This window comes from Actinoplanes sp. NPDC026619 (assembly GCF_040638295.1).
In the GTDB taxonomy this organism is placed as follows: Bacteria; Actinomycetota; Actinomycetes; order Mycobacteriales; family Micromonosporaceae; genus Actinoplanes.
Genome location: NZ_JBEZYA010000004.1, coordinates 396,228 through 409,184 on the forward strand (window position 1 = coordinate 396,228; position 12,957 = coordinate 409,184).

The window sequence follows — 12,957 nt, forward strand, 5'->3', positions numbered from 1 at the left end:
TCAGCCCTACGGTCGGTAGTAACAGCAGTTCGCGCTCCGTGACACCGGACCTCATGAAATCGACCGGATCCACCGATGTCGGGCTCAGTTCTTCTGGTGCACTGCCTCAGTTGCCTTGCGCGCGGCGATCAGCACCGGGTCCCACACCGGGGCGAACGGCGGCGCGTAACTCAGATCGAGCGCCGTCATCTCCTCCACACTCATCCGGTTCCACACCGCCACGGCCAGCGCGTCGATCCGCTTGGCCGCCTCGGCCTTGCCGACGATCTGCGCGCCGAGAAGCGTTCCGGTGCGGCGCTCGGCGATCAGCTTGATCGTCATCGGACTCGCGCCGGGGTAATAACCGGCCCGGCTGGTCGACTCCACGCTCGCCGTGACGAACTCGAAGCCGGCGTGCCGCGCCTCCTTCTCGGTGAGGCCGGTGCGGGCCACCTCGAGCTCGCAGACTTTCGTCACCGCGGTGCCGATCACGCCGGGGAACGTGGCGTAGCCGCCGGCGAGATTGATGCCGGCGACCCGGCCCTGCTTGTTGGCGTGGGTGCCGAGTGGAACGTGGACCGGCGCCCCGGTGATCAGGTGCCGGGTCTCCACACAGTCGCCGGCCGCCCAGACGTTGTCGGTGCCGTCGACCCGCATCCGCCGGTCGGTGCGCAACCCGCCGGTCGGTCCCACCGGCAGTCCGGACGTGGTGGCGAGCGCGCTGTTGGGGCGTACGCCCAAGCCCATGATCACGATGTCGGCCGGCAGCGAACCGGCCGGGGTGACCACCGCGGTCACCCGGCCACCGGCCGTCTCGAGGCCCTCGACGTGCGCCTCGGTGACCACCTTGATGCCCTCGCGGCGGATCGCCTCGGCGACCATGTTGCCCACGTCGGGGTCGACGGTCTTGCCCATCGGCTGGGCCGACTTCTCCAGCAGCGTGACGTCGAGACCACGGCGCAGCATGGCCTCGGCCATCTCCACCCCGATGTACCCGCCGCCGATCACCACGGCGGTCCGCGGCCGGCCGGGCTGCGAGCCGTCGAGCCAGCCCATGATGGCGGCGCCGTCGTCCAGGGTCTGCACGCCGAAGATGCCGGCCGCCGGGACCCGCGCCCACTCCGGGGTGACCGGGGACGCGCCGGCGGCGTACATCAGCTGGTCGTAGTTTTCCCGGACCTCCCTGCCGTCGGTGAGGTCGCGTGCGACGACCTGCCGGCGTTCGAGGTCGATCGCGACCACCTCGTGCCGCAGGCGCACGTCGATGCCGGCCTCGCGGTGTTTCTCGGGCGTGCGGGCGACCAGAGCGTCGAGATCGTCTACCGCCCCACCGATCCAGTACGGAATGCCGCAGGCCGAGTACGACGTGAAATGCCCCCGCTCGAACGCGACGATCTGCAATTCTTCCGGGCCGAGACGCTTGCGGGCCTGCGACGCCGCCGACATGCCGGCCGCATCGCCCCCGATGACGACGAGCTTCACGAAATCCAACCTACGTCGCGGCGGCTCACCGGATCAGGATTCGGCGCGAGTCACTCGGGCGAGCCAGTCGACCACGTCGGCGACCGAGCCGTTCTTGCCGAGGATCGCGCGTTGCCGGGCGGCGCCGGTGCCGTGCGAGCGCAGCCGTCCCATCAGGATGGTGGTCATCTCCAGGTCGCCGTGCCGTTCCAGCTCGGGGCGCACGTAGTCGAAGAGCTGCCGCATCAGCCGCCAGGCCGGCCGGGGCTCCCGGCTGGCCAGGTCGAGCAGTTGGCCCTCAAGGCCGTCGCGCGCAGCCCGCCAGTGCGCGGCCACCAGCAGCGGATGTGACACCTCCGGCGCCGGGTCATCGAGCGGCTCCCGCAGCAGCGTCGCGACCAGGGCCCGGGCCAGCGCGGCCAGCAGCATCGCGTCGTCCAGGCTGGGCATCACGTCGCCCATCCGGATCTCGACGGTGGGATAGTTGGCGGAGAGCCGGGCGTACCAATAGAGCATTCCCTCGTCGAGCATCGCGCCGCTCGCCTCAAGGTCGGAGACCAGCGTCTCGTAGTGCTCGTGCGACTCGAGGTAGGGCGTCGGGCCGACGGTGGGCCAGCGCTCCCAGAGCATCGACCGCCAGCTGGCGTAGCCGGTGTCGTGGTCGTTGTGGAGCGGCGAGTTCGCGGTGGCGGCCTGGAAGACCGGCAGCCAGGGCCGCAGGCGGTTCAGCACGCGGATGCCGCTGTCCGGGTCCGGGATGCTGACGTGCACGTGCGTGCCGCACATGCCCTGACCGGGGGAGAGGTCGCCGAAGCGCTCCCGCATCCGGTGGTAGCGCGGCCGGTCGACGAGCCGCGACACCGGTCCGGAGGCCGGGCCGGTGCCGACCGCGACCAGCCGGGCGCCGGCCTGTTCGGCCGCGCCGGCCACCACGCCGCGCAGTTCGCGCATGGCCGCGTAGAGACCGCTCAGCTCCAGCTGCGGCGGGCTGGCCACCTCGATCTGGGTGCGGAAGTATTCGCGCTGCACCGACTCGGCGTACTCGGCCGGGATCCGGTCGAGCACCTCCTCGACCGCCTCCACGCCGCGCGGTTCGACCGCGTCGACCAGTAGGTATTCCTCCTCGATGCCGAGCGTCAGCAACTCCTGCGACTCGGCCTCCTCGGCCATCTCTGCGGAGATCGTGGTCCCACCGGAAGCCGTGTCCATGCCCTGCCGGTTACCCGCGCGCCGACATGCGGAAACGGTTGCCCGGCAGCGCTACGGTTGCGCCATGCTGCTGGAGGGTTTCTGGGCGCTGGCCGCCCTGCTCGACCCCACTGCGCCGCAGCTCGTTCTCGGCTTGGCGCTGGTCGCCGCCGCCATTCTGATCGTCGCCGCCACGGCTCTGCCGACTCCGGCCCCGACGATGGCTGTCGCCACCTTCGCGCTGTCCCGCCGAGCCCGCGCCGCCGAGCGCCCCCGCCTGGCCGACCCGGACGCCCCGGGCCGTCCCCGCTCCCGAGCTCCGGCTTTGAGCCCCGCGGCAGCCTAAAAGCAAGATCAAGATCCGGATGTCGTGCCTGGGTGGGTGGTGCGGACCGCCGCTCCCGCCGGGACCGCGGCGTGGTGAGCTGGCCGCTGGCGCGGCCAGAGCGCTCACCCCACCACGGCGACCTGCGTGCGTGGTTGCGCCCCGAACCCCTTGATCCTGCCCAACTTTTGCTGCCGCCTTTGCGTCCCATTTCTCCGGACCGCAAGGGATCTCCCATGTCCACCGTCTTCGGCGCCGTGGTCGGTGCCGCCCACTCCATCATCGAAGCCCTCGCCGCCGCCCTCGCCCCGCTCGCCGGGAGCCTTGCGGCGGCCCTGGCGATTATCGTTTTCACCCTGCTCGTGCGGCTGTTGATCAGTCCGCTGACCTATCTGCAGGTCCGCGGGGAACGCCGCCGCGCCACCCTGAATCCGCAGATCGAAAAGCTGCGTAAGAAGCACGCCGGCGACCCGATGGCCCTGGCCACCGAAACGCTCGCCCTGCAGCGGGCAAACGGCCTGAATCCATTCGCCGCTTTTCTGCCGGCATTGGCCCAGGCCCCGTTCTTCATGATCATGTATCGGGTCGCGATGAACGCACCGGCCGGCGCCGTCCTCGGCATTCCACTGACCGCCCACCTGATGGCCGGCCTGCCGGTCTTCGCCCTGCTCATGGTCCTGGCCGCGCTGATCGCCCGCTGGTCGTCGCGCCGGATGCCGGCCGAGGCTCCGCGGCTGCTGAAAGCGATGCCCTATTTCACCGTGGCGGTGGTCGCCTGGATGCCGCTGGCCGGCGCCCTCTATCTGGTCACCTCCAGCTCGTGGACCGCCCTTGAGCACGCCGTTCTCCGGAAGCCGGTATCAACGGGCAATCGTTGAACGCCAATATTGACAATGCCCTGTAACACGCGTGAAATGCGCTGAGAGCGCTCTCACGCGCCCCGACTCCCGCCTCTCGACCCCCCTTCAGAAAGGCGCAACCCATGTCCCGGACCAGAACGAGGCTCCGCGGCGTCCTCGCGGTGGCGACCGCCGCCGTCGCGGTCGCCGCGACCGCCGTCTTCACGATGGATGCCAACGCGGCCGTCCCCGCCGCACCCGCCGGCATGACCACGGTCTTCAGCGACGACTTCACCGGCGCGGCCGGCACCGGCCTGAACACCGCGAACTGGCTCTACGACATCGGCACCGGATATGCCGGCGGCGCGGCCAACTGGGGCACCGGCGAGGTCGAGACGATGACCAACTCGACCAGCAACGTCTACCAGGACGGCAGCGGCAACCTGGTGATCAAGCCGATCCGGGACTCGGCCGGCAACTGGACGTCGGGCCGGGTCGAGACGCAGCGCACCGACTTCGCCGCGCCGGCCGGCGGCAAGGTCCGCATCGAGGCGCGACTCCAGCAGCCGAACGTCAGCGGCGCGGCCGCCGCCGGCTACTGGCCGGCGTTCTGGGCGCTTGGCGCGGCCGCCCGCCCGGTGGGCGCCACGAACTGGCCGAGCATCGGCGAGTGGGACATCATGGAGGACATCAACGGCCGGTCGTCGGTGTTCGGCGCGCTGCACTGCGGCACCAACCCGGGCGGCCCGTGCAACGAGACCACCGGCATCACCAGCGGTGAGCACGCCTGCTCCGGCTGCCAGACCGCGATGCACACCTACGCGGTGGAGTACGACCGCAGCACGTCGCCCGAGCAGATGCGGTGGTACCTGGACGGCACCAACTACTTCACCGTCAACGCCAACCAGGTCGACGCCACCACCTGGAACAACGCCACCCAGCACGGCATGTTCGTGATCCTCAACGTGGCGATCGGCGGCGGGTTCCCGGCCGCGTTCGGCGGCGGCCCCACGTCGGCAACCCAGTCCGGCGTCCCGATGACCGTCGACTACGTGGCTGTCTACCAGTCCTCGGGCGGCACGACCACCACTCCGCCGACGACGTCGCCCACCACGTCGCCGACCAGTGGCACCACCCGGGACGCGTTCGCGAAGATCGAGGCCGAGTCGTTCAACGCGCAGTCCGGCGTGGTCGCCGAGACCTGTTCCGAGGGCGGCCAGGACATCGGATCCCTGGCGAACGGTGACTGGGCCCAGTTCAACAACGTCAACTTCGGCAGCGGCGGGGTGAAGGACTTCGTCGCCCGGGTCGCCTCGGGTGCGAGCTCCGGGATCAGCGGCCTGGTCGAGGTCCGCCTGGACAGCCGGTCGAACGCGCCGATCGGCAGCTTCGCGCTGGCGAGCACGGGCGGTTGGCAGACCTGGACGTCGATCCCCGGCAACGTCTCCGCCGTCACCGGCACCCACACGGTGTTCCTGACCTTCACCAGCGGGCAGCCGAACGACTTCGTCAACGTCAACTGGATCCAGTTCCGCAAGTAGTGACGTGAATCGATGGGCTGAATGCGCTGACCTGCGCATTCAGCCCATCGTCGTCTCTGCAGAAGGTGCGAAAAATTTAAGGTTGTTTAACGTCCGGCCCCCTGGACTTTATTGTTAACAGTCCTAAGGATTGATACATCTCACAGAGCTACATGGAGGGACGGCGATGAAGCGCTCCAGATCGGTGGTCCTCGCGACCGTAGCGGCGCTGGTCGCCGGTGGCGCGGCTGTCTACTTCTCGGGCACGGCCGGCGCGGCCGTCGCGTGTGCTCCCGCGTGGAGCGCCACCCAGGTCTACGTGGGCGGCAACAGCGCCTCGCAGAACGGCCACAACTACAACGCCAAGTGGTGGACGCAGAACGAGTCGCCGGCCACCCACTCGGGCCAGTGGGACGTGTGGGCGGACGCCGGATCGTGCGGAACGACCACCCCCACTACCGCCCCCACGACAACGACGCCGACCACGGCGCCGACGACCACGCCCCCGACGACGTCGCCCACCACGTCGCCCAGCGGCACCCTGCCGGCCCACTTCCTCACCGGTTACTGGCAGAACTTCTACAACGGCGCGGCCGCCCTCAAGCTCGCCGCCGTCCCGACCAACTACGACCTGATCGCGGTTGCCTTCGCGGACGCGACCAGCACGCCGGGCGCGGTCACCTTCACCCTCGACGCCGGCCTCGCCGGGCAGGTCGGCGGCTACACCGACGCCCAGTTCAAGGCCGACATCGCCACGCTGCACTCGCGCGGCAAGAAGGTGATCATCTCGGTCGGCGGGGAGAAGGGCACGGTCAGCGTCGCCGACTCGACCGCCGCCACGAACTTCGCCAACTCGGTCTACTCGCTGATGACGGCGTACGGCTTCGACGGCGTCGACATCGATCTGGAGAACGGCCTCAACTCGACCTGGATGGCCAGCGCGCTGCGCAGCCTGCGAACCAAGGCCGGCGCCAACCTGATCATCACGATGGCGCCGCAGACGATCGACATGCAGAGCACCGGCTCGTCGTACTTCGCGTTGGCGCTGTCCATCAAGGACATCCTCACCGTGGTGCACACGCAGTACTACAACTCCGGCTCGATGCTCGGCTGCGACCAGATGCAGGCGTACTCCCAGGGCACCGTCAACTTCCTGACCGCCCTGGCCTGCATCCAGACCCAGAACGGCCTGCGCCCCGACCAGGTCTCCCTCGGCCTGCCGGCCAGCAGCAGCGCGGCCGGCGGCGGCTACCAGTCACCGGCCAACGTCAACGCGGCCCTGGACTGCCTGGCCCGGGGCACCAACTGCGGCAGTTTCCAGCCGCCGGCCACGTATCCCGGCATTCGGGGCGCAATGACCTGGTCGATCAACTGGGATGTCACCAACGGCAACTCGTTCGCCAACACCGTCAAGCCCCACCTCTCCACACTCCCCTGAAAAACTGGAGACCCCGTGAAACTCGGCAGAAAGCTGCTGATCCTCGGTGCGGTGGCCGCCACCGGCCTGTCCGCCGCGATCATCCCCATGACCATGTCGAACGCGGCCACCGCCTGTGCGGCCGCGTGGTCCTCGAGCGCCGTCTACGTCAATGGCAACAGCGCTTCGCAGAGCGGTCACAACTACACCGCCAAGTGGTGGACCCAGAACGAGTCGCCGGCCACCCACTCCGGCCAGTGGGACGTGTGGGCGGACAACGGCGCCTGTGGCGGCACCACCACCCCGACCACGCCGCCCACCACCGGCCCGACGACCGGCCCGACCACCACCCCGCCGACCACCGGCACCAAGATGGCCTCGGCGCCGTACGTCTACCCGGGCTGGGGCAGCCCGCCGGCGCCGGCCACGGTGACCAGCGCGACCGGGATCAAGGCGTTCACCATCGCGTTCGTGCTCGCCAACGGCTGCAACCCGGTGTGGGACGGCGAGAGCGGCCTGACCGGCGGCGTGCACGCCAGCTACATCGCGCAGGCCCAGGCGGCCGGCGCCAGCATCGTCCCGTCGATCGGCGGCTGGTCGGGCAACAAGCTCGGCCCCAACTGCACGACGGTTGATGCGCTGGCCGGCGCGTACCAGAAGGTCATCAATGCGTTTGGTCTGAAGGCCATCGACATCGACATCGAGAACACCGATGAGTTCGAGAACACCGCGGTGCAGGACCGGATCCTCGGCGCCCTGAAGGTCATCAAGCAGAACAACCCGTCGGTGAAGACGATCCTCACCTTCGGCACCTCGCCGACCGGCCCGAACTACTACGGCACCCGGCTGGTCCAGCAGGCCAAGGCGCTCGGCGCGAACATCGACATCTTCACCCAGATGCCGTTCGACTTCGGCGGCGGCTCGGACATGTACGCCTCCACCGTCGGCGCCTCCGAGGGTCTGAAGAGCCTGCTCAAGACGACGTTCGGCTACACCGACGCGCAGGCCTACTCGCACATGGGCATCTCCGGCATGAACGGTCTGTCCGACCAGCAGGAGGTGACCTCGACCGACACCTGGACCCGAATCCGCGACTACGCCAAGAACAACAACTTCGCGCGGTTCACCTTCTGGGCGGTCAACCGGGACCGGGGATGCGCCGGGGGCGGCGTTGTCTCCACTTGCTCGGGTATCGCGCAGGCCGACTGGGCCTTCACGAAGATCAGCGCAGGTTTCTAGTCACGGTTGATCTGGGCGCGCGGCTGCCGGTCCTCCCGGCGGCCGCGCGTCTTCTTGATGACCCACCAGGCCACCGTGCCGACGAACAACGCCCCAACCGCGTAGTCGAACCAGTGGCTGTATTCCTCGATGTTCTGCCAGCGCTCGCCGAGCAGGTAGCCGCCGGCGATGAACAAGGCATTCCAGACACCGCTTCCGATCGCCGTGAAAACCACGAACTGGCCGAGGTGCATGCGATTGGCGCCGGCCGGAATCGAAACCAGCGAGCGTACGACCGGAGCGCAGCGCCCGAACAGCACGGCGTTCTTCTCGTGCTTCTCGAACCAGCGGTCCGCCTTGTCGAGGTCGTCCGCGTCGACCAGCGGAATCCGGTCGAGCCATCGCCGCAGTCGATCCTCGCCGAGCGCCCGGCCGAGCCAGTACAGAATCAGCGCGCCGCCGACCGACCCGGCGGTGGCCGCGACCAGCACCAGGGCCAGGCCCACCCGGCCCTCGGCGGCGAGGTAGCCGGCCAGCGACAGCACGATCTCGCTCGGGATCGGCGGCACCAGATTTTCCAGCGCGACCAGCAGGCCGACACCTGCCTCGCCGAGTGACTCGATCACCGACGCGACCCAGCCGGTGAGGCCGGTCAGCTGCCCCAGGTCGCTTTCTGCCATGGCTCGTGTCTACCCGACTTCGCCCCACTCAACCGTTCACATATACCGATCATCGGTATATGCTGCCGACGTGACCGACGGACCGATGCGCGAGCCGACCTTCCTGGTCCTCACCGCGCTGGCGAGCGAGCCGCAGCATGGCTATGCCGTTATCGAGGACATCCTGCGGATGACCGGCGGCCGGGTGCGGCTGCGCGCCGGCACGCTCTATGCGGCGCTCGACCGGCTGCGCGCCGAGGGCCTGATCGAGGTCGATCGCGAAGAGGTCGTCCAGTCCCGCCTGCGGCGCTATTACCGGCTCACCGGCGCAGGCGAGCGGAGCCTGACGGTCGAGACCGCCCGCCTGCGCACGCAGGCCACCATCGCGGAGCGCCGGCTGCGCGCTCGCCGGATCGAACTCGGGGGCGCCACCGCATGACCACGCCGGAGAGCCACTTCCGCCGCCTGCTTGCGCTCTATCCGAAACAACACCGCGCGGAGTACGCCGAGGAGATGCTCGGCGTCCTGCTGGCCGACGGCCGCACCGGCCCCGCAGTGACCCTCGATCTGATGCGGGCGGCTCTCGGCGCGCGGCTCCGGCAGACGTCCGCCTCGTTGCGACAAGAGTTGCGAGACGAGCGGTGGCGGCACGCGGCCTACGCGGTCCAGCTCTTCGGCTCGCTCCTGCTGCTGGCCATGGCCCTCCGGCGATTCGCCATGGCGATCCTGACGATGGTTCGGTGGCCGGAGTCCGACATCTCCCCGTTCTACGGGGTCGACGTGGTCCGCGCCCTCGGCTGGGCGGTCGCCGTGACCGGTGCCGTGCTGGGCATCCGGCTGCTCGGGGTCACCGGCGCGGCGGCCGGGCTGGCCGGCGAGATCGTCGCCCCGTTCCGGTACTACCTCGACACTCCCGCGCAGGTCCTGAACGCGTACTGGATCTTCGTGGCGGCGACGGTCGTGCTGATCGCCGCCACGATGTCCGCCCGGCGAGCCGTCCCCCGTGAGTGGCCGTTCGTGGTGGCCGCCGGCGCGGTGCTGGTCGGCCAGGGGCTGGCGCCCTTCAGTCTTCGGGTGCCAATGTTCGGCGTGGCGGCGGTGCTGGCGCTGATCGGGGTCGTCCGGCTGGAACCCGTGACCCGTGGCCGGGTGGTCGTCTTCGCGGTTCCGGTGCTCACGGTGTTCCCGCTGGTGCGCGTGGGATTCAGCGGCTTCGTCGAGCACAACATGCGCCATCCCGAGACGCTCGTGCTGATCAGCCCGGTGCAGTGGGCGGTGCTCGTGGTGGGTCCGGCCGTCGCGTTCGTTGTCGCCGCTGCGATGGACCGGCGGTTTCGAGGCCAGATACCGGGGACAAGTAAGGGGGCATGAGTGACCGCTGGTATCAGAAAGCCGTCGTCTACTGCCTCGACATCGACACCTTCGCCGACTCGAACGGCGATGGGATCGGCGATATCCGCGGTCTGATCGGCCGGCTCGACTACCTCGCCCGGCTCGGCGTCACGTGTCTGTGGCTCAACCCGATCCATCCGACCCCGGGCCGCGACGACGGGTACGACGTGGAGGACTTCTACAACGTCGACCCCCGGCTGGGCACGCTCGGTGACTTCGCCCAACTGCTGCACGAGGCGGGCAACCTCGGCATCAAGGTGATCATCGACCTGGTTGTGAACCACACGTCCGACCAGCACCCGTGGTTCCAGTCGGCGCGGTCGTCGCCGGATTCGCCGTACCGCGACTGGTTTGTCTGGGCGGAAAGCGCGCCGCCGGACCGTCACCAGGGCATGGTCTTCCCGGGCGAGCAGGGCGAGACGTGGTCCTACGACCGCACCGCCAAGCTCTGGTATTACCACCGTTTCTACAAGTTCCAGCCGGACCTCAACATCAAGAATCCGGCGGTACGCGAGGAGATCAAGAAGATCTGCGCGTTCTGGCTGCAGCTCGGGGTGGCCGGTTTCCGGATGGACGCGGTGCCGTTCATCATCGAGGAGACCGAGCCGGGCAACCCGAACTCGCCCAAGGACATGGATTACCTCACCGACCTGCGGCAGTACGTCCAGTGGCGCAAGGGCGACGCGGTGCTGCTGGCCGAGGCGAACGTCGAACCCGACCAGCTCGTGAAGTTCTTCGGCGACGGCGGTGGCTCGAGCAACCGCATCCACATGCTCTTCGACTTCATGCTCAACGGCCAGCTGATCCTGGCGCTGGCCCGGCAGGACCCGGACCCGATCATCCAGGCGCTGCGCGAGACGCCGAAGCTCCCGGCCGGCGGCCAGTGGGCGACGTTCCTGCGTAACCACGACGAGATCGACCTCTCCCGGCTCACCGCCGACCAGCGCAACCACGTCTTTGCCGAGTTCGGCCCGGACGAGGACATGCAGCTGTACGGGCGGGGCATCCGGCGCCGGCTGGCCCCGATGCTCGGCGGCGACCGCCGGCGGCTCGAGCTGGCCTATTCGCTGCAGTTCAGCCTGCGCGGCACCCCGGTGCTGCGCTACGGCGAGGAGATCGGCATGGGCGACGACCTGTCGCTGAAGGGCCGCGACGCGATTCGCACCCCGATGCAGTGGTCCGTCCTGGAGAACGCCGGCTTCTCCACCGCCGACCGCAAGCAGTTGGTCCGTCCGGTGGTCTCGACCGGCGAGTTCGACTATCACGACGTCAACGTGACGAAGCAGCGGCAGGATCCGACATCGCTGTTGTCCTGGTTCGAACGCATGATCCGGACGCTGCGCGAGGCGCCCGAGATCGGCGCCGGCACCTGCACCCACGTCGACGTCCCGGTTCCCGAGGGCGTGCTGGTGCACCGCGCCGACGACTCCACCGGTACGATGCTGTTTGTGCACAACCTGTGCACAAAGGATGCGGTCGTCGACCTCAGCTCCGTGTACGCCGACGCCGAGTTCCCGAACGACGTCATCGCCGACCGTGAATACCCTGAGCTGGGAAAGTTCACCGAGGTAGCGGTCGCTGGGTATGGCTATCGGTGGATCCGGCTGCGGCGTCATTCGTGAGCCGGGTTAAAGTCGGCCGTCGGCGCAGAGATCACTACCGGAGGCCGCAATGTCGCAGTCCGCACCCAGCCGCGTAGCCATCGTCACCGGAGCCGCTCGCGGCATCGGCGAGGCCACCGCCCGCAAACTCGCGGCCGACGGGATGGCCGTGGCCGTCGTCGACCTCGACGAGGGCGCCTGCGCCAACACCGTGACCGCGATCCACGACGCCGGCGGCACCGCGCTCGCCGTCGGCGCCGACGTCTCCGACCCGGTGCAGGTCGCCGCGGCCACCGAGCGGGTGGTCGCCGAGCTCGGCGCGCCGACCGTGCTGGTCAACAACGCCGGCGTGCTGCGCGACAACCTGCTGTTCAAGATGACCGACGACGACTGGGAGACCGTGATGGCGGTCCACCTGCGCGGGGCGTTCCTGTTCAGCCGGGCGGTGCAGAAGCACATGGTCGACGCGGGCTGGGGCCGGATCGTCAGCCTGTCCAGCACCTCGGCGCTGGGCAACCGGGGTCAGGCCAACTACGCCGCGGCCAAGGCCGGCATGCAGGGCTTCACCAAGACCCTCGCGATCGAGCTCGGCCGTTACGGCGTCACCGCCAACGCGGTCGCCCCCGGATTCATCGTCACCGACATGACCGCCGCCACCGCCGCCCGGGTCGGGATGGATTTTGCCGATTTCGAGAAGGCTGCGATCAGCCAGATCCCGGTTGGCCGGTCGGGACGTCCCGAAGACGTCGCGAACACCGTATCCTTCCTCGTCAGTGAGGGCGCCGGATTCGTCTCCGGGCAGGTCATCTACGTGGCGGGTGGCCCTCGTGACTGAGGGTTGTTCAGGGCCTACATTGACCAGCGATGAGCCGTAGGTGAGCATGGCGGTCTCCACCGCCCTGAACAATCCTCACCAGTTGCTGAGGGGCGCTACAAAGAGATGATGAATCGACGCATGACCTCCCGTCGCGTCTCGCTGACCAGCACGTTCCTGATGCTGGCAGCGGGCGGCGCGGCGGCCTGCGACAGTGGCAACAAGTACCAGGACGAGGGCTTCTACTGCGCTGACCAAAACGGCGTGGTCGTCGACGAGGACCGCTGCGACGACAACCACTACTACTCGTCCGGCGGTCTTTATCCGTATTACATCTGGCACTCGCCGTCGTACGGTCGGGGTTACTCGGTGGGCTCGCGCCTCCCGGCCGGGGGCAGCAAGTTCGCCTACAACGACAAGGCGTCGCGCGCGTCGTTCGGCCTGCCGTCCAGTGGCAAGATCGGCAACGGCACGGTCAAGACCAGCGTGGTCGGCAAGGGCGGGGGCGGCACCTCGTCCAGCGGCAAGAAGTCCGGCAGCTGAC

The 12,957-nt window shown here is 68.9% G+C and carries 13 protein-coding genes; 10 read left to right on the forward strand and 3 right to left on the reverse strand.

From position 1 onward, the window contains the following. Positions 1 to 84 precede the first annotated feature (84 nt). Together AB0E90_RS12525 and AB0E90_RS12530 are read right to left on the reverse strand one after the other, a co-directional pair. A complete protein-coding gene (locus tag AB0E90_RS12525; RefSeq protein ID WP_360403192.1) occupies positions 85 to 1,470 on the reverse strand; it encodes an FAD-dependent oxidoreductase in 1,386 nt (461 codons plus the stop codon). Positions 1,471 to 1,494: 24 nt separating this feature from the next. Further along, positions 1,495 to 2,649, reverse strand: a complete 1,155-nt coding sequence (locus tag AB0E90_RS12530) for a glutamate--cysteine ligase (RefSeq protein ID WP_360403194.1) — start codon at positions 2,647 to 2,649, stop codon at positions 1,495 to 1,497. A gap of 64 nt (positions 2,650 to 2,713) precedes the next feature. Here AB0E90_RS12530 and AB0E90_RS12535 point away from each other — a divergent pair, with 64 nt between their 5' ends. The 5 genes from AB0E90_RS12535 (at position 2,714) to AB0E90_RS12555 (ending at position 7,968) form a co-directional block, all read left to right on the forward strand. After that, entirely contained in the window at positions 2,714 to 2,974 is a 261-nt protein-coding gene (locus tag AB0E90_RS12535; RefSeq protein WP_360403196.1) for a hypothetical protein, read from the forward strand. 71 nt (positions 2,975 to 3,045) lie between these two features. Then, complete coding sequence (locus AB0E90_RS12540) at positions 3,046 to 3,831, forward strand: membrane protein insertase YidC (protein ID WP_360403198.1); 786 nt, start codon at positions 3,046 to 3,048, stop codon at positions 3,829 to 3,831. A 188-nt stretch (positions 3,832 to 4,019) separates the two neighbouring features. After that, on the forward strand, positions 4,020 to 5,333 hold the full coding sequence (locus tag AB0E90_RS12545; protein ID WP_360403354.1) for a carbohydrate-binding protein: 1,314 nt from the start codon (positions 4,020 to 4,022) through the stop codon (positions 5,331 to 5,333). A gap of 166 nt (positions 5,334 to 5,499) precedes the next feature. Next, positions 5,500 to 6,750, forward strand: a complete 1,251-nt coding sequence (locus tag AB0E90_RS12550; RefSeq protein ID WP_360403200.1) for a glycosyl hydrolase family 18 protein — start codon at positions 5,500 to 5,502, stop codon at positions 6,748 to 6,750. Positions 6,751 to 6,765: 15 nt separating this feature from the next. Next, positions 6,766 to 7,968 (forward strand): chitinase, encoded by a 1,203-nt coding sequence (locus AB0E90_RS12555; protein WP_360403202.1) that lies wholly within the window; start codon positions 6,766 to 6,768, stop codon positions 7,966 to 7,968. Here AB0E90_RS12555 and AB0E90_RS12560 read toward each other — a convergent pair. After that, positions 7,965 to 8,627 carry a DedA family protein gene (locus AB0E90_RS12560; RefSeq protein WP_360403204.1) on the reverse strand — a complete coding sequence of 221 codons (663 nt, stop codon included), beginning with the start codon at positions 8,625 to 8,627 and terminating at the stop codon, positions 7,965 to 7,967. The genes AB0E90_RS12555 and AB0E90_RS12560 overlap by 4 nt on opposite strands. Before the next feature lie 70 nt (positions 8,628 to 8,697). Here AB0E90_RS12560 and AB0E90_RS12565 point away from each other — a divergent pair, with 70 nt between their 5' ends. The 5 genes from AB0E90_RS12565 to AB0E90_RS12585 all read left to right on the forward strand — a co-directional run bounded on the left by AB0E90_RS12565 (position 8,698) and on the right by AB0E90_RS12585 (position 12,956). Further along, positions 8,698 to 9,045, forward strand: a complete 348-nt coding sequence (locus tag AB0E90_RS12565) for a PadR family transcriptional regulator (RefSeq protein ID WP_360403206.1) — start codon at positions 8,698 to 8,700, stop codon at positions 9,043 to 9,045. Beyond that, the gene (locus AB0E90_RS12570; RefSeq protein WP_360403208.1) at positions 9,042 to 9,977 is read left to right on the forward strand and encodes a hypothetical protein; all 936 of its coding nucleotides are present in this window, start codon (positions 9,042 to 9,044) and stop codon (positions 9,975 to 9,977) included. Before AB0E90_RS12565 ends, AB0E90_RS12570 begins: the two co-directional genes overlap by 4 nt. Continuing rightward, on the forward strand, positions 9,974 to 11,620 hold the full coding sequence (locus tag AB0E90_RS12575; RefSeq protein ID WP_360403210.1) for an alpha-amylase family protein: 1,647 nt from the start codon (positions 9,974 to 9,976) through the stop codon (positions 11,618 to 11,620). Before AB0E90_RS12570 ends, AB0E90_RS12575 begins: the two co-directional genes overlap by 4 nt. Positions 11,621 to 11,669: 49 nt before the next feature. Next, positions 11,670 to 12,434, forward strand: a complete 765-nt coding sequence (fabG, locus tag AB0E90_RS12580) for a 3-oxoacyl-ACP reductase FabG (RefSeq protein ID WP_360403212.1) — start codon at positions 11,670 to 11,672, stop codon at positions 12,432 to 12,434. A gap of 120 nt (positions 12,435 to 12,554) precedes the next feature. Further along, positions 12,555 to 12,956, forward strand: coding sequence for a hypothetical protein (locus AB0E90_RS12585; RefSeq protein WP_360403214.1), 402 nt, complete (start codon positions 12,555 to 12,557; stop codon positions 12,954 to 12,956). The last annotated feature ends 1 nt before the right edge of the window (position 12,957 follow it).

What these genes read in the sequence shown, in the direction of transcription:
- AB0E90_RS12530 (WP_360403194.1), bottom strand. Translation starts at nt 2,649, where the DNA reads ATGGACACGGCTTCCGGTGGGACCACGATCTCCGCAGAGATGGCCGAG.
- AB0E90_RS12535 (WP_360403196.1), top strand. Translation starts at nt 2,714, where the DNA reads ATGCTGCTGGAGGGTTTCTGGGCGCTGGCCGCCCTGCTCGACCCCACT.
- AB0E90_RS12545 (WP_360403354.1), top strand. Translation starts at nt 4,020, where the DNA reads ATGGATGCCAACGCGGCCGTCCCCGCCGCACCCGCCGGCATGACCACG.
- AB0E90_RS12550 (WP_360403200.1), top strand. Translation starts at nt 5,500, where the DNA reads ATGAAGCGCTCCAGATCGGTGGTCCTCGCGACCGTAGCGGCGCTGGTC.
- AB0E90_RS12560 (WP_360403204.1), bottom strand. Translation starts at nt 8,627, where the DNA reads ATGGCAGAAAGCGACCTGGGGCAGCTGACCGGCCTCACCGGCTGGGTC.
- AB0E90_RS12570 (WP_360403208.1), top strand. Translation starts at nt 9,042, where the DNA reads ATGACCACGCCGGAGAGCCACTTCCGCCGCCTGCTTGCGCTCTATCCG.
- AB0E90_RS12575 (WP_360403210.1), top strand. Translation starts at nt 9,974, where the DNA reads ATGAGTGACCGCTGGTATCAGAAAGCCGTCGTCTACTGCCTCGACATC.
- fabG (WP_360403212.1), top strand. Translation starts at nt 11,670, where the DNA reads ATGTCGCAGTCCGCACCCAGCCGCGTAGCCATCGTCACCGGAGCCGCT.
- AB0E90_RS12585 (WP_360403214.1), top strand. Translation starts at nt 12,555, where the DNA reads ATGACCTCCCGTCGCGTCTCGCTGACCAGCACGTTCCTGATGCTGGCA.